Here is a 25,409-nt window from a genome sequence, read left to right on the forward strand (position 1 = left end):
GGGGACTTGCTCAGTTGCCGCCTTGCCGCAACGTGAAATTCGTCGGATTTTTAATATAAGATTAAACGCTATAGTACAGCTCAAACTCTACCGGGTGCGGAGTCATACGCACGCGGTCATCTTCTTCGCGACGCAGCGCGATGTACGCATCGATCGCTTCATTGGTGAACACGCCGCCTGCGGTCAGGAACTCACGGTCCAGATCCAGTTCTTTCAGTGCTTCTTCCAGAGAGCCTGCAACCTGTGGGATCTCTTTCGCTTCTTCCGGCGGCAGGTCGTACAGGTTTTTGTCCATCGCTTCGCCCGGGTGGATCTTGTTCTTAATACCGTCCAGGCCTGCCATCAGCAGTGCAGCGAAGCACAGGTACGGGTTAGCCGCCGGGTCCGGGAAACGCACTTCGATACGACGTGCTTTCGGAGAAGCAACTACCGGAATACGGATAGAAGCAGAACGGTTACGGGCAGAGTAAGCCAGCATGACCGGCGCTTCGTAGCCTGGGACCAGACGCTTGTAGGAGTTGGTGGTCGGGTTCGCCAGGGCGTTGATCGCTTTAGCGTGCTTGATAACGCCGCCGATGTAGTACAGCGCCTGCTCAGACAGACCCGCATATTTGTCACCAGAGAACAGGTTTACGCCGTTCTTGGACAGGGACATGTGGCAGTGCATGCCGGAACCGTTATCGCCAAACATTGGTTTTGGCATAAAGGTCGCGGTTTTACCGAAACGGTGAGCGACGTTGTGAACGACATATTTGTAGATCTGAATTTCGTCCGCTTTTTTGGTCATGGTGTTAAAGCGGGTCGCGATTTCGTTCTGACCAGCAGTCGCCACTTCGTGGTGGTGCGCTTCAACAACCAGACCCATCTCTTCCATGATCAGACACATGGTAGAGCGGATGTCCTGAGAAGAATCTACCGGAGGAACCGGGAAGTAACCGCCTTTGACGCCTGGACGGTGACCTTTGTTGCCACCTTCGTACTTGGTGGAGGAGTTCCATGCGCCTTCGATATCATCGATAGCGACGTGGGAACCGGAAATAGACGCGCCGAAACGAATGTCGTCAAACAGGAAGAACTCTGGCTCTGGCCCGAACAGAACGGTGTCTGCGATACCGGTAGCGCGCAGGTATTCTTCAGCGCGTTTGGCAATGGAGCGCGGATCGCGGTCGTAACCCTGCAGCGTACCTGGTTCCAGGATATCGCAACGGATGATCAGGGTTGACTCTTCAAAGAACGGGTCGATGAGTGCAGTCGACGCATCTGGCATCAGAACCATGTCTGATTCGTTAATGCCTTTCCAGCCACCGATTGAGGAGCCGTCAAACATTTTGCCTTCTTCAAAGAATTCGGCATTTACCTGGTGAGCAGGAATAGTGACGTGCTGTTCTTTACCTTTGGTATCGGTGAAGCGCAAATCAACAAACTTCACTTCGTGTTCATTCAGCATCGTCAAAACGTGTTCAGCGGACATACTTACTCTCCCGGATTGGTCATGGTCGTCGTGGTAACGAAGTCTTCAATTCTGCAAAAATTGGCCGTGTCGCCGTAAAAAATATAAAGCGAAATCTGTGCCAACTTTTAAATTGCCCCTAAAAGGCGTTATCATGCGCACCATCGTGCAAAGGGGCTGCACCATGAAGGTTGTATTGCACCATTATAGTGCTTCAATGTGAACATTAAGCACCATATTGGTGCAAAGCACCTCAGATTACCCCTTTTAACGCTCCGTGAATGTGATCACAAAGAAACTCTGCAATACTTGTTTGCGGAGGATGTTTGTGATCCTGTTTTGTACTGCGATTAATCCGTGTACAATAACGCGCTATTTCTAAAATGCCTGAGGCAAAGTTGTGATCGAAAATTTGCGTAACATCGCCATCATCGCGCACGTAGACCATGGTAAAACTACCCTGGTAGACAAGCTGCTCCAACAATCCGGTACGTTCGATGCACGTGCTGAAACCCAAGAGCGCGTGATGGACTCCAACGATTTGGAGAAAGAGCGTGGGATTACCATCCTCGCTAAAAACACCGCTATCAAATGGAATGACTACCGTATCAACATCGTTGATACCCCAGGGCACGCCGACTTCGGTGGTGAAGTTGAACGTGTAATGTCCATGGTCGACTCCGTGCTGCTGGTGGTGGATGCAATGGACGGTCCGATGCCGCAGACGCGCTTCGTGACCAAAAAAGCCTTTGCCCATGGCCTGAAGCCCATTGTTGTTATCAACAAAGTTGACCGTCCTGGCGCGCGTCCTGACTGGGTTGTTGACCAGGTATTTGACCTGTTCGTTAACCTCGACGCTACCGACGAGCAGCTGGACTTCCCGATCGTTTACGCTTCCGCGCTGAACGGTATCGCGGGTCTGGATCACGAAGACATGGCTGAAGACATGACTCCGCTGTATCAGACCATCGTTGATCGCGTACCGGCTCCGAACGTAGACCTTGATGGCCCGCTGCAGATGCAAATCTCCCAGCTGGACTACAACAACTACGTTGGCGTAATCGGTATCGGCCGCATCAAACGCGGTAAAGTTAAACCGAACCAGCAGATCACTATCATTGATAGCGAAGGCAAAACCCGTAACGGTAAAGTCGGTAAAGTTCTGACCCACCTGGGTCTGGAACGTATCGAGAGTGATATTGCCGAAGCAGGCGATATCATCGCGATCACCGGTCTGGGCGAACTGAACATCTCCGACACCATCTGCGACCCGCAGAACGTCGAAGCGCTGCCGGCTCTGTCCGTTGATGAACCGACCGTAACCATGTTCTTCTGCGTAAACACCTCTCCGTTCTGTGGCAAAGAAGGTAAATATGTTACCTCTCGTCAGATCCTTGACCGCCTGAACAAAGAGCTGGTGCACAACGTTGCACTGCGCGTTGAAGAAACCGAAGATGCGGATGCGTTCCGTGTATCCGGTCGTGGTGAGCTGCACCTGTCAGTTCTGATCGAAAACATGCGTCGTGAAGGTTTCGAAATGGCGGTTTCCCGTCCGAAAGTTATCTTCCGCGAAATCGATGGCCGTAAACAAGAGCCGTTCGAGAACGTAACGCTGGACGTCGAAGAGCAGCACCAGGGTTCTGTGATGCAGGCTCTGGGTGAGCGTAAAGGCGACCTGAAAAACATGAATCCAGATGGCAAAGGCCGCGTACGTCTTGACTACGTGATCCCAAGCCGTGGTCTGATCGGCTTCCGTTCAGAATTCATGACCATGACTTCCGGTACCGGTCTGCTGTACTCCACCTTCAGCCACTACGACGACGTTCGTGCGGGTGATGTGGGTCAGCGTCAGAACGGCGTACTGATCTCCAACGGCCAGGGTAAAGCAGTTGCGTTCGCACTGTTCAGCCTGCAGGATCGCGGTAAGCTGTTCCTGGGTCACGGTGCTGAAGTTTACGAAGGCCAGATCATCGGTATTCACAGCCGTTCTAACGACCTGACTGTAAACTGCCTGACCGGTAAGAAACTGACCAACATGCGTGCGTCCGGTACTGACGAAGCAACGGTTCTGGTTCCGCCGGTTAAGATGACTCTGGAGCAGGCTCTGGAATTCATCGATGACGACGAACTGGTAGAAGTAACACCAACTTCTATCCGTATTCGTAAACGTCACCTGACTGAAAACGATCGTCGCCGTGCAATGCGTGGCGCGAAAGAAGAGTAATACGAGTAATTGTGAGCCGGGTAAGCATTAGAGTCGCCCGGCACAGTAAAAAGCCGCTGAATGTCAGCGGCTTTTTTATGGCTCTGGTATACGGACAGATATTTATTACTGCAAGCTGCCATTGTGATAAATCTCATATCCGACGACTGACTGAACTTTCCAGATGCCATTTTCCTGAACCATACAATCAACGACGGTGTGATCCTGCTTTTTGCCAAATGATACATACACATTCACACAAACTGGATCGTAATCGGATGAAACTACGGTTACGTTGGTCGGCCAGTCATCGCCGATGTATTGCGCCTTAATAAAGAAATCAGCGTCATAAAATTCATCGTCCGCGTATTTAGGATCTTGCGCATGACGCAACTTTTTCATCGTGTCTGACGTAACAAAACTATCAATTTCATGACCAGAACTGATGGGGTAAATATATTTATTTATTTGATTTATATACCATTTGTTGAATTCAAGCGCTCGGGCTATGGGGGTTTTGTCATCAACTGCGGCGAATGTTGCAAAACTGATGAAAAGTAATATCAATAATTTTTTCATATTAGTTGTGCCTGTAAAGTTTAAAAGCAGGATGTATTTCCCTGTAACGTGGGCCGGGGTACATACTGCGTTGAACGAAATCGGAATACCATGTTCCCATCCCGTCGTAAATACAGGCATGACCATATTGATGTGGGCCAGGTAATGCGCTTATCACTGCGACATCCCCTTCCATCGGTTCACCATAAACTTGCCTGAATCCGGCACGCTCAAGTGAACGATCAAAATCCACGGCATTTGCTCCAGTTATCCGGACTCCGCCAGCCTCAATAGCGGCAGCAACTGCTCGTGCGCAAAACCCAGTGCTTTGTTGTTGGGCATGTTGGCGCGCATATGTTACTGCGGAGTGTTTATTCCATGACACACTAATAACTCCTTTATCGCTTGTTTCGATAAAATCTTTATTGCATATTTTACAAATAAACTAAATTTAAAAAACTTTTCATGATATTAACAAAAATAGACCGGAATTATTATTTTTGTAATGAATCATAATAAATAATATAAGTTCGCAGTTATAACCATTCACTCATCATCCCCATCGAACTGAGAGTTTCCGCAAAAGTGCTTCATCAGTCTATTTCGTTGTGTCTGGCAGTAGTGGGATTTATATAAGTGAATAGAGGGACAACGGAACGGCTCCCTGTAACGTTGCATTTAGCTACATCGTGAGGGCCGCATAATGTCTCAGGCAGATGCCATAACCTCTGACTGGCGAGTGGAATTAGTGCTTGGCGATATCAGCATTGAAGACAAAGAAAAATTGTCAGCGTGGATGAAATACAAGAAGGCGGTGGAAGCCGTTGATGTTGCGACGGCACCTGACGTTAACTGGCCTGTTCAACCGCAAGAATAAGCCATTTACCACAGATCAGCCACTACAGGTCAGCCGGAGCGCCAGGCTGGCCTTGTCTTTCTCTTCCTTTGTCCAATCTCCGCAATAATAAAAGTAAATCGCACTTCATTAGCAGCGGCAACTACTCGTGCGCAAAACCCCGTGCTTTGTTGTTGGGCATGTTGGCGCGCATACGTTACTGCGGAATATTTATTCCATGATATGTTAATAAATCATTTATTTTTAGATGGATAATAGTTATTGCATTTTTTTAGTCAGCTGGAGTTAATAAAAATAAAAAAATAGGAATGACATGGATGAAAGCTATAAATCTATGAAATGTAGCCTTCATACAGAAGGCTACATAAATAACGTCAGAAGAAATACTTCACACCAATACGAATCTGGTTTTGTTCGCGGTGATACGGCTCGACATTGCGATCTAACCAGCGTAACTCAAAATAGGGCAACCAGCGCTCGTTGATGCGGTATTTAAACGTATTGGTAATTTCCCAGTGATGATCTTTACCGTTACTACTATTGAAGTCATTTACCCGAATAAAATAGTGTGGCTCAAAAGTGTAGGAAAACTTATCGGTAATAGTGAAGTTCCAGTAGTTACCTATCTCATAGGTGTCATTGTTATCCTGATCTCCGTTTAAATCAGTGGAACTGTAGTTATTATGATTATATCGGTTACGTACTGTCAGATTAAACCACGGGGTGAATTTATAGTTAACATCCAGGTAAACGGCACCACCCGAACCAATACTCTTATCGTTTATCAGTCCGCCGGGCTGGATGGTTAATTTATCTGTCGGTTTAAATAACGGATACCAGCCCTCTATTTCGTTATAGCCGTGTTTTAACTCATCCTTGCGTTGCATGGTATAGGTGTTGGTGAGCATGATACCCGCGCCCATATCGGAGTTATAGCCGACGCGCAGCATGACCTCCATCTGATCGGAGGCCAGATTGTAAGCTTCACGGTTCTCTACATAAGCACCGGCGAAAACAGAGGTGGATACCACAGAGGATAAGAGAATTATTGTATTTAATTTTTTCATAATAAATCCATTTTTTAAGCGTAGGGAGGCCGCCATCCATTAAGATGGAATAGGCGGCAATTATTTTTATATGCTTACAGCAGAGGTTTTCTTTTTATGGCTAATGCGTTCTGGTTGAATGTTATTTTTCTTCCGTTGACTGATTTCCTCAATGATAAAAGCAAAACGGGCTTCGCTGAGTTTATAAAAGAACCCCATCGTGATGGCCGCAATAATTGCCAGCCCGCAGGGCCAGAGAAAAATAAGCTGGCGCAAACCCAGCAAGGTTGCATCACTCTGGGCGATATTGGGGATATAACCGATTTGTGTCAGCATAATCCCTGGCAGGAAACCGGCCAGCGCCGCAGAAATTTTGCGTGAAAAGGTGTAACCCGTATAGACAGAACCTTCAGCGCGGATCCCCGTTTTCCACTCCCCATAATCCACCGTATCCGGGACCAGTGCCCAGTTCAGGCTGTTAACAAAAGCGGTTCCGAAGAAGGCTAAGCAAGAGAAAATCACAAAATAAAAGGAGTTATAACCCCAAAAATAATTTAAAATATCGCCAGCGGCCCATAAAACCATACCTGCTAAATATACGCGTTTCTTGCCAAAGCATTTCACGGTCCAGGGGACTAACAAAACACCAATAATTACGCAACCCATACTAAAAAAACCCATCCAGGATAATAGGCTAATGTCATTTAGTACATATTGGGTATAATAAACCTGAATGGCGAGCTTGATATTAAATGCTGCGAGTGTGCACAAATTTGCAATGCATAGAACTAATAGTGGTGGGTTGTGAAAAATTGCACAAAATGATTTGATTATACTTGTTTTATGCCCCGGCGAGAGGGGCTCAATGTAATGTTCTTTGGTTCCTTTATAACATAACATGATAAAAACAAAACCAAAGATAGAGAAAATTAAGGCTGCACAACCATAACCAATGGTAGTTGTAGAGAATAAAGATTGAAGAGGGATAAAAGCAACCGTACAGATTAATAAACCTATTGTTGCCCCACCCTGTCGAAAAGCTGCCAATTGTGCTCGTTCATTTGGATTTTTTGTTATTGCTGGAATCATGGCGCCATATGAACAGTTCATTAGACTGTAAAATAGACCGAATAGCATAAATAGACCAGTGGCAATAGCAGTCTTGAGCGGCAGGCTAAATGTTGTAGCAATAAACTGAACTGTCGCAATAATCGCGGATGGTACCGCTGCATACAGAATAAAAGGCCTGAATTTCCCCCTGGAACCGATGCTCTTTTGAGAGTCGAGAAGAAATCCGGTTAGCATATCTGTAAATGCAGTAAAGAATTTTGCTATAAGGAAAATAACCCCACCATAATATGCAGGCATTCCTAGCTCATCTGTGTAAAACTTGAGCAAATACAATGTGCCAATGCTTAGCATTAGATTGGAGCCAATATCACCCGCACCGTAAGCGAGTTTTTCTTTCAGGCTTAATTTTAGCGTTAGCGGATCATGGTCAGGCATAACCACTCCTTACAACGCCCCGAAGGGCGTCTTTAATTATTATTGTTAAGCAGTACGTTTACGCGCTTCTATTTCTTCAACGATACGGAAGTACATTTTCTCGTTGAGGTTGTAAAAACAGCCCATTGTAATCATGGCGAGCACCGCCAGCACACAAGGATATATGAAGATCAACTGACGTAATCCTTCAACGGTGCTGGCCGATTGCACCATGTTTGGAACGTAGCCAATTTGCGTCAGCATCCATCCAGGGAAAAATCCAGCCAGCGCCTGGGACATTTTGCGAAAGAAGGTGAGCCCGGTATAAACTGTCCCTTCGGAACGAACACCAGTACGCCATTCGCCATATTCCACTGTATCTGAGACCAGCGCCCAGTTCAGACTGTTAACGAATGCTGAGCCGAAGAATGCCAGGCAGGAGAAGGCCACGAAACTCACCGAAGTGTCGCCGAGGCCGTAGTTAAGCAGATCGCCCACGGCCCAAATTATCAGTCCGCCGATATAGACTTTTTTCTTACCAAAGCGGCGAACTGCGGCGGGCATCAAAAAGACGCCGATGAATATACAACCCATGCTGAAGAAGCCCATATAGGACAAAATAATCGGATCGTTCAGCACGTACTGGGTGTAATAGACTTGAATCGCCAGTTTGACATTAAATGCCGCAAGAGTGCAGAGGTTGGCAACGCACAGAATAAACAGTGGGCGATTACCCGCGATTGCGCGGAAGGATTGCAAAATTCCTGCTTTTTGCGCGGAATCAGTCTGTTTGACCTCAACATAACGCTCTTTAACACCCGCATAGCAAAGCCACATAAATAGCAGCCCGCATAACGAGAAAAGAGCTGCGGTTACGCCATATTGCAGTTGTTGATTGCCTTCAATCAAATTCATTACTGGTACAAACGCAACGGTGCCAATGAGAAGGCCTAAGGTGGATCCGCCCTGACGCCAGGCGGCCAGTGAGGCTCGTTCATTTGGATTTTTGGTTATGGCAGGCACCATCGCGCCATAAGAGCAGTTCATCAGGCTGTAGCACAATCCATACAGCATAAACAACAGCGTTGCGACGACCGTTTTGCCCGTAATTTCTAACGGTGTCCCTATAAAGTTGGCTGTAGCCAGCAGTGCTACCGGGAATGAGCCATACAGAACGAAAGGGCGAAATTTACCTTTCGGTCCTATTTTTCGCCGCGAGTCGAGCACAATACCAGTGCCCATATCGGTAAATGCGGTAAAGAATTTAGCGATTAAGAAGATAATCCCACCATAGGTTCCCGGGAGACCGAGGACATCAGTGTAAAATTTCAACAAATAGAGTGTGCCAATATCCAGCAGAATATTGGAACCCAGATCGCCTATGCCATAAGCTATTTTTTCTTTAAGTGGCAGGCGTAGCATTGCCGGATCAGCAGAGGTCTGACTCATTATTATTCTCCATGTGCCCGTGAGTTTCCCCACGGGCGAGCCGTATTAGATATTGCGTAACGTGGCAAACAGTGACGCCCACTCACTCTTCGCGCGATAAAACACCGGAGGCTTGCCAATAGGCGCATCCACGGTAATTTCACCGCCCTGATAAGTTTCCCCAGTCCAGACGTTGACCCAGTTATCCTCTGGTAGATACAGCGTCCAGTCGTGCTTACCCTGCTCATGAACCGGCGCGACCAGTAGATCCTGTCCCAACAGGTACTGATACTTCAGGGTGTAGGTCCGCGCATCGTTTTCGTAGTGCAGGAACAACGGGCGCATAACCGGTAGCCCGGTGGCGCTGTTTTGTGCGACGGCCTGTTTGAGGTACGGTTTCAGGGTGGTGAACACGGTGGTCATGCGGGCAAAGTGGGCGATAGTTTCGCTGTCGCCATCAAACTGCCAGTTATCGCCGGGGCGGTTGCCTTCGTGGGTACGCATCATCGGGGTGAAGGCGCTAAAATCACACCAGCGCAGCAGCAGCTCTTTGCTGCGTTTCATGTCAAACAGCGTGGTGTAACCGCCAATATCGCTGTGGTGCAGGCCGTGGCCGGTCATCGCCAGCGACAGCGCCGCAGGAACGACGGAAGCCAGGCCATCGTCGAGGCTCCAGTCAACGTTCTGATCGCCAGCCCACATCATGGTGGAATACTTTTGACTACCGGTGTAACCCGCGCGCATAAAGAACAGGATTTCACCAAGCTTGCCGGTTTCCTGTAACGCTTCGTAGTTACATTTCGCCCACAGCGTGGGCCAGGCGTTATGCATGATCTCGGCGCTGACGCCGTTATGCAGATATGTGTCGGTCGGCAGATATTCACCGAAGTCCGCCATCCAGCCGCCGCAGCCCAGCTCGATCATGTTCTTTTTGATGACTTCTTTGAACCAGTCGTAGGCTTCGGGGTTGGTCAGATCGACCACACCGCCGTAAAACTCGCCGAACTCAACCAGATAGTCATCGCCGGAAGCATCTTTCGCCAGATAACCACGTGCTGCGGCTTCTGCGCACAGGTCTTTATCGCTGGCAACATAGGGGTTGATATAGGAGAGAAACTGCACGCCTTCTTCTTTCCACTGCTTAATACGGTTATCCAACTGCGGATAGTTGTCGCTGTTCCACTTCCAGTTCCACATCACGCGCTTGCCAAAGGAAGTCATGCGGATCCCGGACCAGTCCTGCGCCCAGATGCCGTTTACCTTCACGCCCGCATTACGCATGGTGTCCAGTTTGTTCTGGCAAATCTCAGTACCGCCCTGAATACCGAGCGTGACGCCGTCGTAAATCCAGTCCGGCAACTCCGGCTGGCGACCTAACAGCGCGGTCAGTTTTTCCAGCAGGGAAATATACGTGTCGGCGCACTCAACGCGCAGGGTGGTTTTGTCTTCCCACAGCGCCAGCTCGTGATACTCCGGTGCGCTGAAGTCGAAATTCATATAGCAGCTGTTATCAACGTGGCAGTAGTACTTTTGCGTGCTGACAAAGGTCGGTTGCGGGAAGAAAGTCCAGTAATAGTCACCACCGGCATTTTCTTTGCAATCCGCCTGCCAGGTGACATAGCTATTCTTATTCCGACCCACGCCTTGTTCGCTGGTCCACAATGGGAAGGGCTTGCCGCGTAAGTCGAAGTAAGAGAACTGTTCACCGCAGCCGTAGATGTGGTCGTCCGCTCTGGCGGCCAGACGCAACCAAATGCGGTTATGACTGGGATCATCGTTATGCAGATCCAGCTTCAGACGACCCTGTTCATCGGTGGAAATGTGTAGCGTGGCAGTGATGGTATTACCGCGGCTGAAATCTACCCGCCAACCGTCAGGCGACTCGCTGACTGTGGCGTCGGTTAGAGCAATCTTCTCATTGAGCTTGTCTTTGATGCTGAAGTTGCCGCGAAACATGTCAATATCGGCAACGCCAGCGCCGATCCACAGGCAGGGGAGATCTGTGCTGTGACGCAAAATCAGGCGCTGGTGGTACGTTAGCGTAAAGCCATCAATATTCTTTTCTATCAGGACAGAGGATAAATGCCTACTTTGCGAGCTCATAAAATATTCTCCATGAAATTGAGGAACGCGAGCATACTGATTGGTTATGGTTTGCTATTATTCATTAGCCTTAAATAGTTATGCGCTACCCTTAAGTAGCGCTTGAACAAGACAAACTCTTATTATTTGCTAGCATCCACTTTACGAATCTCAGCGATTTTTTTACCTAAAAGCATTTGTAATACTGCCAACAATACAAATGGTGGTAGAAGCGCAGTGATAGCTGAAATACCCAATGCACCTTTTATTAACATTGCACCCGAAGCGATTAATAATAAAAATACTAAAACACGGAATACTTTTACCGAAATGCGCTTATGCACATATTGCCCAACCAAGGAACCGAGTATCATTGTAGGAATACAGAAAATAACCAGTTTAAATGTCGAAATTGTTAATATTCCACTCGTTGCCAGACCGCCGACAACGGCAATGTTGTTAGCCGTAAAGAACGCATTCAGCGTACCGCGAAAAGCGGCTGGACCCAGGTTACGTAGCATTCCATACATCACAACTGGTGGTCCGTTTGTGGAAAAGGCCGCTCCTAACGCACCAGCAACTGCCCCTAACGGCGCCGCAATCCAACGTCTGTCATAGATGGGTAGGCGAGGAATAAACATACTGTAGAATGAGTAGAGAATAAGAAAACCGCCCAATCCTATTTTCATAATGTGGTCAGGCAGATAGGAAAGTGCATATAAACCTACCGGAATGCCAAGGAAAGAGAAGCCGATAAGAACGGCAGCCGATCGCCAGTCCGTTTCTTTACGAGATAACCATGTGGCATAAATGGCGGTTGCTGTTCCTACAATAACAGAAAGTGGTGTTGCCATTTTTACCGGTAGCATCAGGGTGATGAGCGGCATGGTTGTCAATCCACCACCAAAGCCAGCACATATTCCTACGAATGTATAAAGAAACATTAAGGCGATAACGGTGTATATAACATTAGATTCCAACATCACGCCATCAGGTGTAAATAAATTAAAGAAATCCATTATAATTCCTTCATTATCAAATTCTAAAATATTACCGTGAACTTTTTAAGTCAGGGTAATGGGTATCCTGCACAAATAAATACTTGAACTATATGCATTCACCGTGAATATTAAAAAATAATGTATGCTGCTGTTTTGGTTTAAGTAATAGTAAGTCGATCCCAGAGTTAAAGGCATTAGGTGGACAACTCATCGGCTCGATAGCTAATCCCTGACGATTCAACTTTTCGCCACTATAGACCTGAAGCCACGGCTGATCGGAACACAAACTAACAGCCAACTGCTGTTGTTCGTTAATAATTTTCGCCTCCCACCGCTCGCCGCAAGTTTTGAAAGTATGATCAATCCGTTTATCACCGATTTTTTGTTGGACGGAATAGTCCAAATTCAGCTCATCGACGCGAAGTAACGTTGTTGAGTTAGACTGTGTATCGAAAGCAAAAACCTCATTTGCAGGAAGCAGCAGCGTATAGTCATCAACAGGCGTTAAATCACAGGTTAAATAAGGGTGAATACCGACTCCGTAAGGTGCTGATTTATCGCCGACATTTTGGCTAATTATCTCAACGGACAGCCCAGTTGTTGCGTCCAGTGAGTAAATCACTCGTGAGATCAATGCGAATGGGTAGCCATAGCTTGGTGGCAGAAATATGGAAAATGAGGCTTTTTCTGCCGTTAATTCATCAATTTGCCAGTCTCGCCATGCAAGTAAACCGTGAATAGCGGTATTAGAACCATGTTCATTAATCGGTAGCTGATACTCATGCCCATCATGCTGATAGATGCCATTGGCAATACGATTTGGCCAAGGGATTAATACCTTACCCAGATGAGCAAGAGGCATCTCTTCTGGTTTATGAGGTATAACCAGATGTTTGCCCTGCCAGGTTAATTCGGCAAGACCGGCACCAACTGAAACTATTTGCGCCCGGTAATCACCTGCAGCGAGTAATATCGTATTCCCACCACTATGCATACATATCACCTTAATATTAGATATCCTTACTAAACAACGGCATATGCAACATTCATTTGCTGATATGCCGTCTTTACCAGGCTTATTTATTTCGCATTGATATCTAACAAACCCGCTGCTACGGCTGGAGCCAGCCCTGGAGCGAGCGGAATGCGTGGGATTACCAGGCAGTGCAGCAGGTGATAAATGTCCTGCTTACCGTCCCAGACTTTGGTGGTCACTTTGTTGTCAGCATCCAACTCTTGCCACCATGAACCATTTTCATAGTCCATCAGGTATTTAATGCAGTAATCCCACCATGTCTGATACCAGGTTTCGTATTGACGATCCCCTGTTACGGTATAGAGGGCATAGGCTGTCCCCATTGCTTCTACAATTGGCCAGCGTACACGTTCGCGTACAACAGGTTTCCCTTCCCAATCAACGGTATACACAATACCGTCTGCCCCATCTGGAGCCCAGGCATCGCGTACTGTAGCGTGGAACAAACCTTTAGCATCTTCCAGCAGCCATGCTGGGGGTTGTTCGCATCTGGCTTCCAGCGCTGCGTGGATATGCAGCATTAAACGACCCCATTCGATCCAATGGCCTGGCGTGCCGCCAAATGCACGGAAACGGTGTGCTGGATTTTCTTTGTTATAGTCGCGGATAGGATTCCATTGAGCATCAAAGTGCTCATTCACACGGTAATGATTGTTTCTGGCTACATCATGAATGATGACGGATGCGATTCTGATAGCGCGATCCAGCCATTTTTTGTCATGGGTAACGTCATAAACGATCAGGAAAGCCTCGACCGCGTGCATGTTGGCGTTACCGCCGCGGTAATCTTCCGTCTGGCTGAAGGCTTCGTCCCAGGACTCAAGGCACATCTGCTCTTCTTCACTCCAGAAGTATTTCTCAATAACTTCTATGGTGTAATCCAGTAATTTCCTGGCTTCAGGATGTCCGGTTGTTACTGCGCTGGCTGCGCCCAGCAGTGCAAAAAAGTGTTGATACCCTTGTTTGGAGGCATCCATCACGCCTTCGTCATTCACGCAGGCATACCAACCACCGTATTTTTTATCGAGTAACGCGCCATTCATAGCCTTGATGCCGTGATCAACCAGATCATAGGCCCCTGGCCTGCCCATAGCCGCGGCCACAGAGTAAACGTGTAACATTCGGGCAGTAATCCATAGATGAGTCCCCATCTCTTCTTTAATTTGCCCCTTGTTACCCAGCCAGCCAAATCCGGTAGGGACAGCAGCATTTTTACCAAAGTTAAAGATGCGGTCGGTTTCCTGTTCCAGCCAGCGGTTGTGGCTCAATGTGTTAAACCATTTCATTCTTTGATCCTCGTATTAGCGGCGACGGGCCATCATTTCATCGACAATGTCACCTAAGCGTTGCAATTTAGGTGCGGAAACATCACGCAGCATCAGTTCGGTATCCGGCAGGCCAACAACCGATGACCAGACCGCACGTCCGGCCAGGAAGCCGGATGCGCCAGCGGTCATTGCTACGCTGACCGCGCGCGGGAACAGTTTTTCATCCACACCAGAGGAGAGAATGACCCACGGCATGTTGATGTTTTCATTCAGGCGCTGGGAGGCGCTAAGCAGTTCTTGTTGGGTACCTTTGCCGTACAGCGGCATTTCGACCTTGTAGAGATCGGCGCCGCTGTCACCCAGCTCTTTTGCGGCCTCGATTATGGCCTGCTCACGATCGAACTTATCGCCACGGCGCGGTGGACGCACAACCGGTTCGATAATGCTCAGCAGGCCGTTGACGTGGCATAGCTCATTGAATTCTTTCACCATATCAAGACGCTGTTGGGCATCTTCGTCGCTGCGCCACAGTACCAGCAGCTTCAGCGCCTTCGCGCCGTCCTGTTTCACGGCCTGCGGGTCGATTTTTTTATCAATCACCACGCTATCGACCGGAATACCATTACCCGGAATGAACTCATCCGCGGCCACAATCATGCCGCAGCTTTTCGCGATGGCATGTTGTTCCACAACCTGGCGGTAGCAGAACTGCTGATCGACCAGGATCGCAGAGGCATAGGGAGAAAGGATCTTCGCTGCATTCACTTTGAAATCAGTCAGCACGCTGTCGCTCACCGGGGATTTCGCACCCGCAGCGGCAAACATTAAGCGCATGGCTTCGCGCTGATCGACTGCCAGCATGGCAAAACCGCCGGAAGCTCGGGTGATGTCTTTCAGGGTGTACTTCGTCATTGTTCAGTCCTTACTTATCTGTGTGTTTATTTAGCCCGGCGGATGCGCGAACCTGTTCAAGAATGGCCGTCCAGTCTTCCCGACCACGGCCAGCGGCGCGAGCCTGGTTATAGACTTCGCGGGAGGCCGCACCAAGCGGCATCGGCACGTGCAGTTGATTCGCCACATCCAGGGCGATGCCAAGATCCTTGTGGGCTAAGTCGATCATGAAGGCCGGGGAAAGATCGCCTTTCAGCACTTTGTTCGGCCATGAGGTGGTGAAGTGGCCTTTTCCGGCAGGCGTCCCGCTCATCACTTTCAGGGCCACATCGAAGGAGAGGCCGAGTGCTTCGCACAACACGGCGGCTTCGGCGGAGAGCGCATTTAGCGCGATGCTCATGTAGTTGTTGATGAGTTTGACGCGGATACCCATACCGGGGCCGCCGGCATTGATTAATTCATTGCCCATTGCCATGAGTATTGGCGTTGCGCGCTCAACGTGTTCAGCCGCTCCCCCAGCCAGCAACAGCAGGGTTCCTGCGATCGCATGATCGGAGGTGCGCCCGACCGGGCAATCCATCATGCTGAAGCCTTTGGCTTCCATGTCGCTAATCAGTTTGTCGGTCTGCAGCGGATGGATAGTGGACATATCAATGACCAGCGCTTGTGGCGACAGGCTCTCGCAAACGCCTTGTTCACCCAACAAGACGCTGCGCACCAGATCGCCGTTTGGCAGCATCGTGATGACAAACTCCGCGCCGTTTGCTGCCTGAGCCGGGCTGCTGGCAGGCTGTGCTCCTTTTTCCACCAGGCACTGAACAGCATCCGGGTTAACGTCAAAGACGCTGAGTTGATGACCCTGCTTCAGCAAGTTGCTCGCCATGGGGGAACCCATCTGACCTAATCCGATAAATGCTATAACTGCCATAACGTTCTCCTGAGACGTGGATGTCATTTTCTGTCATTTAAAATCGTCTGTTTCTGTCTGTTTTTGATCGTATTTGTAATTTATGGTCAAAAAATTGACAGCCGTCACTTTTTAAACATTTTGTGAAATTAAAATGATCCCATCTTGAAACGCCTAAGGAATGAACATGATTCGTATTGCTTGTGTGGGTATTACCGTGATGGATCGCATCTATTACGTAGAAGGTTTACCGACTGAAGGAGGTAAATATGTGGCGAAGCGGTATACCGAAGTGGGCGGTGGGCCTGCTGCGACGGCGGCTGTGGCTGCGGCGAAGCTGGGCGCACAGGTGGACTTTATTGGCCGTGTGGGCGATGACGACACCGGAAACAGCCTGCTGGCGGAGCTGGAATCCCTGGGGGTAAACACCCGTTACACCCGGCGCTATGCAGGGGCGAACTCTTCACAGTCGGCGATTATGGTCGACGCGAAGGGAGAGCGAATTATCGTTAACTATCCCAGCCCGGATTTACTGCCGGATGCTGATTGGCTGAAGGAGATCGATTTTTCTCAGTGGGATGTGGTGTTGGCGGACGTGCGCTGGCACGAAGGGGCAAAACAGGCCTTCACGCTGGCGCGTCAGTCAGGGGTGATGACCGTGCTGGATGGCGACGTTACGCCGCAGGACATCAGTGAACTGGTGGCATTGAGCGATCATGCTGCGTTCTCTGAACCTGGACTGGCGCGACTGACAGGGACAACGGAGCCTGATTCTGGACTGAAAAAAGCACAAATGCTCACAAATGGTCATGTTTATGTGACGCGTGGCGGTGAGGGGTGTGACTGGATAAAAGATAATGCAGTGCAGCATCAGCCAGGATTTTCAGTCGATGTGGTCGATACCACCGGTGCCGGTGATGTTTTTCACGGTGCGCTGGCATTTAGTCTGGCCTGTGGGTCCGCGCAGGAAGACGCCATCAGGTTTGCCAGTGGCGTCGCTGCACTGAAGTGTACGCGTCCGGGCGGGCGTGCGGGGATCCCTGACTGTGATCAAACCCGATCTTTTCTGTCACTTTTTGTATAAAATGCCAGGGCAATGGTTTTTCGAGGAAATTTCATGAGTCTTACCGAACTGACCGGTAACCCGCGACACGATCAACTGCTGATGCTGATTAGCGAGCGTGGTTATATGAATATTGACGAACTTGCCAGTCTGCTGGATGTTTCCACCCAGACCGTGCGTCGTGATATTCGTAAGTTAAGCGAACAGGGATTAATTACGCGTCATCATGGCGGAGCAGGCAGAGCCTCCAGCGTGGTCAATACGGCGTTCGAACAGCGTGAAGTCTCCTGGACGGAAGAGAAAAAAGCCATCGCGGAAGCGGTGGCTGACTACATTCCCGACGGCTCAACGGTGTTTATTACCATTGGTACTACCGTTGAGCAGGTTGCGCGGGCGCTGTTAAACCATAACCATTTGCGCATCATCACCAACAGCCTGCGCGTGGCGCATATTCTGTATAACAACCCGCGTTTTGAAGTGATGGTTCCCGGGGGGACGCTGCGCCCGCATAACAGCGGTATTATCGGTCCTTCTGCTACAGCGTTTGTCGCTGACTTTCGCGCCGATTATCTGGTGACCAGTGTGGGTGCGATTGAAAGCGATGGCGCGCTGCTGGAATTTGATGTTAACGAAGCCAGTGTAGTAAAAACGATGATGTCCCATTCCCGGCACATTCTGCTGGCAGCGGATCATACGAAATACACGGCCTCTGCCGCAGTAGAGATTGGTAATGTGTCGCAGGTAACTGCGCTGTTCACCGATGAATATCCTGGTCCGGCATTACACAATCTCCTGCAGTCACAGCAGGTTGAAATTGTGCAAGTGAGTCCTTCTCAGGATGACGCGCTGGTCATGTGATCTCACTCTTTGATGCTCTGATTCGTTCGAAGTCATCACGCACGCATAGTCAAACTTCTCCTTTCCCGCTACAGTTATTCATCCACGGCGAGAAAGGAGAAGGACATGCTCTATATCTTTGATTTGGGTAATGTGATTGTCGATATCGACTTCAATCGCGTGTTAGGCACATGGAGCGATTTGAGCCGTGTACCGCTGGCTTCACTAAAGCAAAGTTTCACGATGGGGGAGGCTTTTCGCCAGCATGAACGAGGCGAAATAACAGATGAGGCCTTCGCCGAGGCGCTGTGTCATGACATGGCGTTGCCTTTGAGTTATGAGCAGTTCTCCCACGGCTGGCAGGCCGTTTTTGTCGCATTACGCCCCGAAGTTATCGACATCATGCATAAGCTGCGCGAGCAAGGGCATCGTGTCGTTGTGTTATCAAATACTAACCGCCTGCACACAACGTTTTGGCCGGATGAGTATCCCGAAATCCGTCAGGCAGCCGATCACATTTATCTTTCTCAGGAATTGGGCATGCGTAAACCGGAAGCACGGATTTACCAGCACGTTCTGCAGTCAGAAGGTTTTTCTGCGCACGATGCCGTCTTTTTTGATGACAACGCCGATAATATTGAAGGGGCTAACCAGTTAGGGATCACCAGTATCCAGGTCGTCGATAAAACGACCATCCCTGACTATTTCGCGAAGTTGTTATGCTAAAATTTTTGCATCAAAAAGCCAGGCATCATACGCGTCCTGTATGGGCCTGGCTGAAGCTATTATGGCAGCGCATTGATGAGGACCATATGACAACGCTGGCAGGAAATCTTGCCTACGTTTCATTGCTCTCATTAGTGCCGCTTATCGCCGTTGTTTTTGCTCTTTTCGCTGCATTTCCGATGTTTTCCGATGTCAGCATTCAACTCCGTCATTTCATTTTCGCTAACTTTATTCCGGCGACTGGTGATGTCATCCAGCGGTATATCGAACAGTTTGTCGCAAACTCGAACAAAATGACTGCTGTTGGGGCATGCGGGCTGATTGTCACCGCCTTATTGCTGATGTATGCCATCGATAGCGCGTTGAATACCATCTGGCGCAGTAAGCGCACGCGGCCCAAAGTGTACTCTTTTGCCGTTTACTGGATGATATTAACGCTGGGACCGCTGCTGGCGGGAGCCAGCCTGGCAATCAGTTCTTATTTGCTGTCGTTGCGCTGGGCCAGCGATCTCAACACGGTTATTGATAACGTACTGCGTATTTTCCCGTTGGTACTTTCCTGGCTGTCGTTCTGGCTGCTTTACAGCATTGTACCCACCACGCGAGTCCCCAATCGCGATGCGGTAATCGGTGCCTTTGTTGCTGCTGTGCTGTTCGAGGCCGGAAAGAAAGGATTTGCGCTCTATATCACGATGTTCCCGTCTTATCAGCTCATTTACGGTGTCCTGGCGGTGATCCCTATTTTATTCGTCTGGGTTTACTGGACGTGGTGTATCGTCTTGCTAGGCGCGGAAATAACTGTCACTCTCGGGGAATACCGCAAACTTAAACAAGCCGCAGAACAAGAAGAAGCAGAGCAACCATGATTGCATTAATTCAGCGCGTAACCCGTGCCAGCGTCACCGTGGAGGGTGAGGTGACGGGTGAAATTGGCCCAGGACTTTTGGTCCTGTTAGGTGTCGAAAGGGATGATGACGAACAGAAAGCGAACCGCTTGTGCGAACGCGTACTCGGCTATCGAATCTTTAGCGATGCCGAAGGCAAAATGAACCTGAATGTGCAGCAGTCAGGTGGCAGCGTGCTGGTGGTTTCACAGTTTACACTGGCGGCAGATACCGAACGCGGCATGCGCCCTGGTTTTTCAAAAGGCGCAGCACCCGATCGGGCAGAGGCGCTGTACACGTATTTTGTAGAGCGCTGCCGCCAACAGGAAATGAACACGCAAACCGGGCGATTCGCTGCTGATATGCAGGTTTCGCTGGTTAATGATGGCCCCGTGACGTTCTGGTTACAAGTATGAACCAGCTTCCGGCGTGGTCGCGGGTAACAAGAGAGAATACAACTATGTATCACCTTCGAGTACCGCAAACAGAAGAAGAATTGGAGCGTTACTACCAGTTTCGCTGGGAAATGCTGCGTAAACCCCTGCACCAGCCAAAAGGCTCCGAACGGGATGCCTGGGACGCAATGGCACACCATCAAATGGTGGTGGACGAAGAAGGTAATTTGGTCGCAGTAGGGCGTCTGTATATCAATGCGGATAACGAAGCCTCCATACGTTTTATGGCTGTAGACCCCTCGGTGCAAGAAAAGGGGCTCGGAACGCTGATGGCGATGACCCTTGAATCCGTGGCACGCCAGGAAGGGGTGAAGCGCGTCACCTGTAGCGCTCGTGAGGATGCGGTTGAATTTTTCGCCAAGCTGGGGTTTGTAAGCCAGGGGGAAATCACCACGCCGCAAACCACGCCGGTCCGCCACTTCCTGATGATTAAGCCCATTGCGACGCTGGACGATATTCTTCATCGTGGTGACTGGTGTGGGCAGCTACAGCAAGCCTGGTACGAACATATTCCATTAAGCGAGAAAATGGGTGTGCGTATTCAGCAATATACCGGGCAGAAATTTATTACCACGATGCCCGAGACAGGGAACCAGAATCCGCACCACACCCTGTTTGCCGGAAGCCTGTTCTCGCTGGCGACGCTTACCGGTTGGGGGCTTATCTGGCTGATGCTGCGCGAGCGCCATCTGGGCGGCACGATTATCCTCGCCGATGCGCATATCCGCTACAGCAAGCCGATCACCGGAAAGCCTACTGCTATCGCCGATCTGGGCTCATTGAGCGGTGACCTGGACCGTCTGGCCAGAGGTCGCAAGGCACGTGTGCAAATGCAGGTGGAGCTTTTTGGTGACGATACGGCGGGTGTGGTGTTTGAAGGCACGTATATCGTATTGCCTGCGAAGCCGTTTGGTCCTTACGTCGAAGGTGGGAATGAAGAAGAGTAGGGGAAAATCCCAACTCTTCACGCTACCCGATTCGCGTTTTACTCGTGTGTTGCCACTCGCCAGGCCACGTCGCGCATTGCGTTTCGTGCCGTCTGGCTTACGCCTCCTAACTGAAAAAATCCGTGGATAACGCCGGGGTAGCGCTGGCAGGTGCAGTCCACACCTTGCTTCTGGAGCCGGTGATACAGGGCCTCTCCTTCATCGCACAAGGGGTCAAATTCAGCGGTAATGATGTGGGTCGGCGGTAACCCGTTGAAATCGTCGCGCCACAGCGGGCTGACTTCCGGATGGTATAGGTCAGTCTGTGGCATATACATCTCGTAACCGGACAGCAGTGTGTCGCGTGTAATGATGTAATCCCGCCCATTGCGGGCATAGCTCTCAAAGCTGGCGGTAGCGTCCAGCATCGGGTAGATCAGCATAAGCTGCGCAGGTTGCCATTGCCCGGCAGCTTTCAGGCGTAGTGCTGTGACCAGCGCCAGATGTCCGCCAGCGCTGTCGCCAGCAAGCGTGATGCGCGTACGATCGACACCCAGTTTCTCTGCATACTTCCAAATGATGTTAGCGCCTTTTTCAGCATCGTCGTGTGCTGATGGGAAAGTATGCTCTGGTGCGAGGCGATACTGTACTGCAATCACCCGACAGCCGCTGGTCAGGGCGAGCTGCCTTAGCTGGTTATCATGTGTAGCGAATCCACCGCTGACAAAGCAGCCGCCGTGATAATAGATCACGCAGGGTAAGTTTCCCGTGGCACCCCGTGGCGAAACAACGCGAAACGTCATGGTATCGAGTTCACTATCTTCAACCTGTACGCGGGTTTCAGTTTCTCCGGCCAGTACCGTACTGGCGATGTAGCCAGCCCTCCGGTCATCAATATTCTGCTCGTGCGCAGAAGGACGCCCCGCCGCAATAAACGCCTCAACCAGCTGCGCAATCCCGTTTTCCAGTGCCATTTATTATTTCTCTTATCTGTATGGATATACAGCGTTATAACCTGGATTACCACGGATGAAAATGGGAAAAGCGGGGGAGTGTATGATTCTGGAAAGTGGCTCGCAGATTAAATATCGTCATTGGTTTCTACGGTTTGAATTCTGTATTGTGAGAAAAATGCACTATACGCCATTGACGTATAGTTGATTTCTATTAATATAGTCCAATGGCGTATTAAAAATGTTATTCATAGAAACGGAAATCTTTACTGAAGACGTCAAAAAATTACTGGATGATGATGAATACCGTAGATTACAGATATTCCTTGCGATTCAGCCCGATTATGGCGATCTGATACAAGAAACGGGGGGCCTGAGAAAGGTTCGCTGGAGAGTGCGAGGGAAAGGAAAACGTGGCGGTGTCAGGATTATCTACTTTCATCAAATCAGGAAATCACAAATTCGTTTGTTGCTGATTTATCAGAAAGGGATCAAGGATGATCTGACTCCACAAGAAAAGGTAGTGCTGCGTATGTTGAATGAGAGGTGGTAAATGGATAAGGCACTATTTGAGCGATTAACTCAAAGTATGGTTCAGATGAATGAGATCGCTGAAGGAACGCGGCAACCTTCCCGTACCTTTCATATTGATGCCATGAAAATAAAGGAAATCCGCCAGTCTTCAGGATTATCACAGACCCGTTTCGCAGATTTGATATCGGTAAGCGTGGATACGTTGCGAAATTGGGAGCAGGGGCGTCGTTCACCGACCGGTCCAGCAAAAGCGTTGTTGCGTGCCATTGCCAATGATCCAAAACATGTCATTCAGGCGCTAAGATAACCCCCCGGCAGTCTGGTTCACTTGCCGGGGGAAGATCTTAAAACTTACTCCCCTTCACCCGGAAACAGGAACGGGTTGATGGAGCTACGAGCAAAACCCTCTTGCTCCATATGTGCGTCCAGCATCAGTGAAGCGAGATCGTCGGCCACAGCTTCTACTTTCGGGTCTTTTTCCTGATAGAGAATCTTCAGGTAAGTCCCGCAGTCGCCGCAGCTTTCGGCTTTAATTGCCGCTTGCTCGTTATCCAGTGACCAGTAGTTCAAATCACGGCTCTGTTCGCAGTTGCTGCATTTCACGCGCACGACGTGCCACTCGGTTTCACACAGGTTGCAGTGCAGATAGCGCAGCCCCTGAGTGGTGCCAATTTGCACCATGCTGGAAACCGGCATTGAACCACATACCGGGCAGTACTGGCGTTGTTCACCGTACTCCGCACGTGCTTTGCCAGGGATCAGACTTGCCATCTGCGCCCAGTAGAGCGACAGGGCAGCCCAAATGAACGGCGCTTTATCGCTGCTGACGGAGGAAAAATCAGAAGCAAACAGCGCGCTGGCCATCAGCTCAAGTTCCTGCTCTGAGGCTTTTTCCAGATTTTCGATCACTGCCAGTGCAGGGCCGCTCATTTCTGGTTTCAGCTCAGCAATTAACGACTGCAGCAGTTTTTGCCAGTGTTTATCGCGCGGCAGGACGTGGATATCCAGCGGTGGTTTGCCCTGATCGTTCGCTTCTTTGATGCGAGCGGTCAGATCCATCTGCAGCGGATGGTCATACAGCACCACTTCCTGCGCATGGGCGATCAGCGCGGCAAAGCGCAGATAATCACCCAGCGGGTTGTTCTCGGCCAGCTCGCGCAGACGTTCGGCGCGGCGGTTATACAAATTTTTGAGTCTGGGGAATAACAACGGCGGAATCATATCCGCCGTGCGTTTCTCGCTCGAACCCAGCTCATCTTGCGGGATTATGCGAATACTCATTCAGTTTTCTTTTCCGTTGTCTTTCGGACTTCACGGTACCAGCGTGGGTGATGTTTCTTCGCCCATGAACTGGTAACCCATCCTTCCACCATCGCGGTAATGGTGCCTTTCACCCAAAGGGCGGCGTAAATGTGCACCATGATAACCACAATTAACGCTACTGCGGCAAATGAATGCAGCATTAACGCGAATCGGATCACCGGGATTGAGAAAGCAGGCGCAAAATACGGACGCCAGATGACCACTCCGCTCACCAGCAACAGGACCAGGAAGATAATCGCCGCCCAGAATACGCATTTCTGGCCGAAGTTATAACGTCCCGTGTCACCTACTTCCTCGTTGACGACAATCTTACGAATATTCTTCGCCCAAAAGATATCATCCCGATTGATTAGATTGTGGTGCCAGTATCGGAAAAACATGATGATAAACGAGGCAAACATAATCACGCCGACAAACGGGTGCACAATTCGCGCCAGTTGCGGAGTGCCCATGATGTGCATCAGCCAGTTAAACGACGGGAAGAGAAAACCCATCCCGCTCACCGCCGCCAGAATGAAGCAGAAGGCGGTTACCCAGTGGTTGATGCGTTCCGGCGCCGTGTAGCGCACGATGGTGTCACGTCGTTTCATTTGCGCACCTCATCGTCTTTTTCATGCAGATTGTCTTCTTCCTCTTCCGCACGGTTTGGGCCTACACCGACGTAGTGGAAAATACTGGCCGCAAATGTCGCTGCAAAGCCGACCGCTGCGAGGGGTTTCCAGATACCTTTCCAGAATTTGACGGTGGCGCTGATTTCCGGGTTCTCTGGCAAGCCGTGATACAGATTCGGCTTGTCAGCATGGTGCAGCACATACATCACGTGCGTACCACCAACGCCTGCCGGATCGTACAGACCCGCATTTTCGTAACCACGCGTTTTCAGCTCCGCGACACGCTCGCCCGCCAGGGTTTTCATCGACTCTTTGGTGCCGAAATGAATGGCACCGGTTGGGCACGTTTTCACACAGGCCGGTTCCTGGCCCACCACCACACGGTCAACGCACAGCGTACATTTGTAGACGCGGTTGTCTTCCGGATTGAGGCGCGGTACGTCGAACGGGCAGCCCGCGATGCAGTAGCCACAGCCGATGCACTGCTCAGACTGGAAGTCGACGATACCGTTGGCATACTGAATGATTGCACCTTCAGCCGGGCACGCCTTCAGACAGCCCGGATCGGCGCAGTGCATACAGCCATCCTTGCGGATAAGCCACTCTAGTTTGTCGTTCTGTTCCACTTCTGAGAAGCGCATCACCGTCCAGGATTTCGCGGTCAAATCAGCCGGGTTGTCGTACACCCCAACGTTGTTGCCCACTTCATCACGGATGTCGTTCCATTCAGAACACGCCACCTGACACGCTTTACAGCCGATACAGGTGGTGACGTCGATAAGCTTCGCCACTTCTTCCTGATGGTCCCGCGCCTGAGGCGCGGGTGTGAAACCGTTAGTGGCGGAACGACGAATGATGTCTTGCGATTGATAAGCCATAGGTCGTC

26 protein-coding genes are annotated in these 25,409 nt (G+C 49.9%); 10 read left to right on the top strand and 16 right to left on the bottom strand.

Annotated features, from left to right (window positions below; translation table 11 throughout):
- Window positions 1–61: 61 nt before the first annotated feature.
- The gene (gene glnA / locus FDX19_RS02035; RefSeq protein ID WP_137381412.1) at window positions 62–1,471 is read right to left on the bottom strand and encodes a glutamate--ammonia ligase; all 1,410 of its coding nucleotides are present in this window, start codon (window positions 1,469–1,471) and stop codon (window positions 62–64) included.
- Window positions 1,472–1,850: 379 nt separating this feature from the next.
- Between glnA and typA the strand changes: the two genes are divergently transcribed.
- Entirely contained in the window at window positions 1,851–3,674 is a 1,824-nt protein-coding gene (gene typA, locus FDX19_RS02040; protein ID WP_003028641.1) for a ribosome-dependent GTPase TypA, read from the top strand.
- 105 nt (window positions 3,675–3,779) lie between these two features.
- On the opposite strand, the gene FDX19_RS02045 is transcribed toward typA, so the two are convergent.
- Together FDX19_RS02045 and FDX19_RS25390 are read right to left on the bottom strand one after the other, a co-directional pair.
- Complete coding sequence (locus tag FDX19_RS02045; protein WP_137381413.1) at window positions 3,780–4,232, bottom strand: DUF3828 domain-containing protein; 453 nt, start codon at window positions 4,230–4,232, stop codon at window positions 3,780–3,782.
- A gap of 1 nt (window position 4,233) precedes the next feature.
- Entirely contained in the window at window positions 4,234–4,596 is a 363-nt protein-coding gene (locus FDX19_RS25390) for a CHAP domain-containing protein (RefSeq protein WP_137381414.1), read from the bottom strand.
- Window positions 4,597–4,914: 318 nt separating this feature from the next.
- Here FDX19_RS25390 and FDX19_RS02055 point away from each other — a divergent pair, with 318 nt between their 5' ends.
- Window positions 4,915–5,088 carry a tail fiber assembly protein gene (locus FDX19_RS02055; RefSeq protein WP_137381415.1) on the top strand — a complete coding sequence of 58 codons (174 nt, stop codon included), beginning with the start codon at window positions 4,915–4,917 and terminating at the stop codon, window positions 5,086–5,088.
- Between the two features lie 353 nt (window positions 5,089–5,441).
- On the opposite strand, the gene ompL is transcribed toward FDX19_RS02055, so the two are convergent.
- The 9 genes from ompL to yihU all read right to left on the bottom strand — a co-directional run bounded on the left by ompL (window position 5,442) and on the right by yihU (window position 16,232).
- The gene (ompL, locus tag FDX19_RS02065; RefSeq protein ID WP_137381416.1) at window positions 5,442–6,134 is read right to left on the bottom strand and encodes a porin OmpL; all 693 of its coding nucleotides are present in this window, start codon (window positions 6,132–6,134) and stop codon (window positions 5,442–5,444) included.
- A gap of 66 nt (window positions 6,135–6,200) precedes the next feature.
- Complete coding sequence (locus FDX19_RS02070; protein WP_137381417.1) at window positions 6,201–7,619, bottom strand: MFS transporter; 1,419 nt, start codon at window positions 7,617–7,619, stop codon at window positions 6,201–6,203.
- 45 nt (window positions 7,620–7,664) lie between these two features.
- Window positions 7,665–9,047, bottom strand: coding sequence for an MFS transporter (locus FDX19_RS02075; protein ID WP_137381418.1), 1,383 nt, complete (start codon window positions 9,045–9,047; stop codon window positions 7,665–7,667).
- A 45-nt stretch (window positions 9,048–9,092) separates the two neighbouring features.
- The gene (locus FDX19_RS02080; protein ID WP_137381419.1) at window positions 9,093–11,129 is read right to left on the bottom strand and encodes an alpha-glucosidase; all 2,037 of its coding nucleotides are present in this window, start codon (window positions 11,127–11,129) and stop codon (window positions 9,093–9,095) included.
- A gap of 122 nt (window positions 11,130–11,251) precedes the next feature.
- Window positions 11,252–12,127 carry a sulfite exporter TauE/SafE family protein gene (locus FDX19_RS02085; RefSeq protein WP_137381420.1) on the bottom strand — a complete coding sequence of 292 codons (876 nt, stop codon included), beginning with the start codon at window positions 12,125–12,127 and terminating at the stop codon, window positions 11,252–11,254.
- 88 nt (window positions 12,128–12,215) lie between these two features.
- Complete coding sequence (locus FDX19_RS02090) at window positions 12,216–13,118, bottom strand: aldose-1-epimerase (RefSeq protein ID WP_249357512.1); 903 nt, start codon at window positions 13,116–13,118, stop codon at window positions 12,216–12,218.
- A gap of 71 nt (window positions 13,119–13,189) precedes the next feature.
- Window positions 13,190–14,431 carry a sulfoquinovose isomerase gene (gene yihS / locus FDX19_RS02095; RefSeq protein ID WP_023217874.1) on the bottom strand — a complete coding sequence of 414 codons (1,242 nt, stop codon included), beginning with the start codon at window positions 14,429–14,431 and terminating at the stop codon, window positions 13,190–13,192.
- 15 nt (window positions 14,432–14,446) lie between these two features.
- Window positions 14,447–15,325 (bottom strand): sulfofructosephosphate aldolase, encoded by an 879-nt coding sequence (yihT, locus tag FDX19_RS02100; protein ID WP_137381422.1) that lies wholly within the window; start codon window positions 15,323–15,325, stop codon window positions 14,447–14,449.
- Between the two features lie 10 nt (window positions 15,326–15,335).
- Window positions 15,336–16,232 (bottom strand): sulfolactaldehyde 3-reductase, encoded by an 897-nt coding sequence (yihU, locus tag FDX19_RS02105; RefSeq protein WP_137381423.1) that lies wholly within the window; start codon window positions 16,230–16,232, stop codon window positions 15,336–15,338.
- Window positions 16,233–16,398: 166 nt separating this feature from the next.
- Here yihU and FDX19_RS02110 point away from each other — a divergent pair, with 166 nt between their 5' ends.
- The 6 genes from FDX19_RS02110 (at window position 16,399) to fabY (ending at window position 21,123) form a co-directional block, all read left to right on the top strand.
- Complete coding sequence (locus tag FDX19_RS02110; RefSeq protein ID WP_137381424.1) at window positions 16,399–17,295, top strand: sugar kinase; 897 nt, start codon at window positions 16,399–16,401, stop codon at window positions 17,293–17,295.
- A gap of 33 nt (window positions 17,296–17,328) precedes the next feature.
- The gene (locus FDX19_RS02115) at window positions 17,329–18,132 is read left to right on the top strand and encodes a DeoR/GlpR family DNA-binding transcription regulator (protein ID WP_137381425.1); all 804 of its coding nucleotides are present in this window, start codon (window positions 17,329–17,331) and stop codon (window positions 18,130–18,132) included.
- 105 nt (window positions 18,133–18,237) lie between these two features.
- A complete protein-coding gene (gene yihX / locus FDX19_RS02120) occupies window positions 18,238–18,837 on the top strand; it encodes a glucose-1-phosphatase (RefSeq protein ID WP_137381426.1) in 600 nt (199 codons plus the stop codon).
- Window positions 18,831–19,703: a virulence factor BrkB family protein gene (locus tag FDX19_RS02125; RefSeq protein WP_137381427.1), complete on the top strand. Its 873-nt coding sequence runs from the start codon at window positions 18,831–18,833 to the stop codon at window positions 19,701–19,703. The genes yihX and FDX19_RS02125 overlap by 7 nt, the downstream gene beginning before the upstream one ends.
- Window positions 19,700–20,137: a D-aminoacyl-tRNA deacylase gene (gene dtd / locus FDX19_RS02130; protein ID WP_137381428.1), complete on the top strand. Its 438-nt coding sequence runs from the start codon at window positions 19,700–19,702 to the stop codon at window positions 20,135–20,137. Before FDX19_RS02125 ends, dtd begins: the two co-directional genes overlap by 4 nt.
- A gap of 44 nt (window positions 20,138–20,181) precedes the next feature.
- Complete coding sequence (gene fabY / locus FDX19_RS02135; RefSeq protein WP_170974333.1) at window positions 20,182–21,123, top strand: fatty acid biosynthesis protein FabY; 942 nt, start codon at window positions 20,182–20,184, stop codon at window positions 21,121–21,123.
- Window positions 21,124–21,161: 38 nt separating this feature from the next.
- Here fabY and FDX19_RS02140 read toward each other — a convergent pair whose 3' ends face one another.
- Entirely contained in the window at window positions 21,162–22,076 is a 915-nt protein-coding gene (locus tag FDX19_RS02140; protein WP_137381430.1) for an alpha/beta hydrolase, read from the bottom strand.
- Window positions 22,077–22,296: 220 nt separating this feature from the next.
- Between FDX19_RS02140 and FDX19_RS02145 the strand changes: the two genes are divergently transcribed.
- Window positions 22,297–22,608: a type II toxin-antitoxin system RelE/ParE family toxin gene (locus tag FDX19_RS02145; RefSeq protein WP_137381431.1), complete on the top strand. Its 312-nt coding sequence runs from the start codon at window positions 22,297–22,299 to the stop codon at window positions 22,606–22,608.
- Window positions 22,609–22,896 (top strand): NadS family protein, encoded by a 288-nt coding sequence (nadS, locus tag FDX19_RS02150; RefSeq protein ID WP_038635893.1) that lies wholly within the window; start codon window positions 22,609–22,611, stop codon window positions 22,894–22,896.
- 44 nt (window positions 22,897–22,940) lie between these two features.
- Here the strand turns inward: nadS and fdhE are convergent, their stop codons facing one another.
- The 3 genes from fdhE to fdoH are packed head-to-tail and all read right to left on the bottom strand — an operon-like array spanning window position 22,941 to window position 25,401.
- A complete protein-coding gene (fdhE, locus tag FDX19_RS02155) occupies window positions 22,941–23,870 on the bottom strand; it encodes a formate dehydrogenase accessory protein FdhE (RefSeq protein WP_137381432.1) in 930 nt (309 codons plus the stop codon).
- On the bottom strand, window positions 23,867–24,502 hold the full coding sequence (fdoI, locus tag FDX19_RS02160) for a formate dehydrogenase cytochrome b556 subunit (RefSeq protein ID WP_137381433.1): 636 nt from the start codon (window positions 24,500–24,502) through the stop codon (window positions 23,867–23,869). The genes fdhE and fdoI overlap by 4 nt, the downstream gene beginning before the upstream one ends.
- On the bottom strand, window positions 24,499–25,401 hold the full coding sequence (gene fdoH, locus FDX19_RS02165) for a formate dehydrogenase O subunit beta (protein WP_003825273.1): 903 nt from the start codon (window positions 25,399–25,401) through the stop codon (window positions 24,499–24,501). Before fdoH ends, fdoI begins: the two co-directional genes overlap by 4 nt.
- Window positions 25,402–25,409 lie beyond the last annotated feature (8 nt).

Origin of the sequence: Citrobacter sp. wls619, from assembly GCF_005281345.1 — a bacterium.
GTDB lineage: Bacteria > Pseudomonadota > Gammaproteobacteria > Enterobacterales > Enterobacteriaceae > Citrobacter.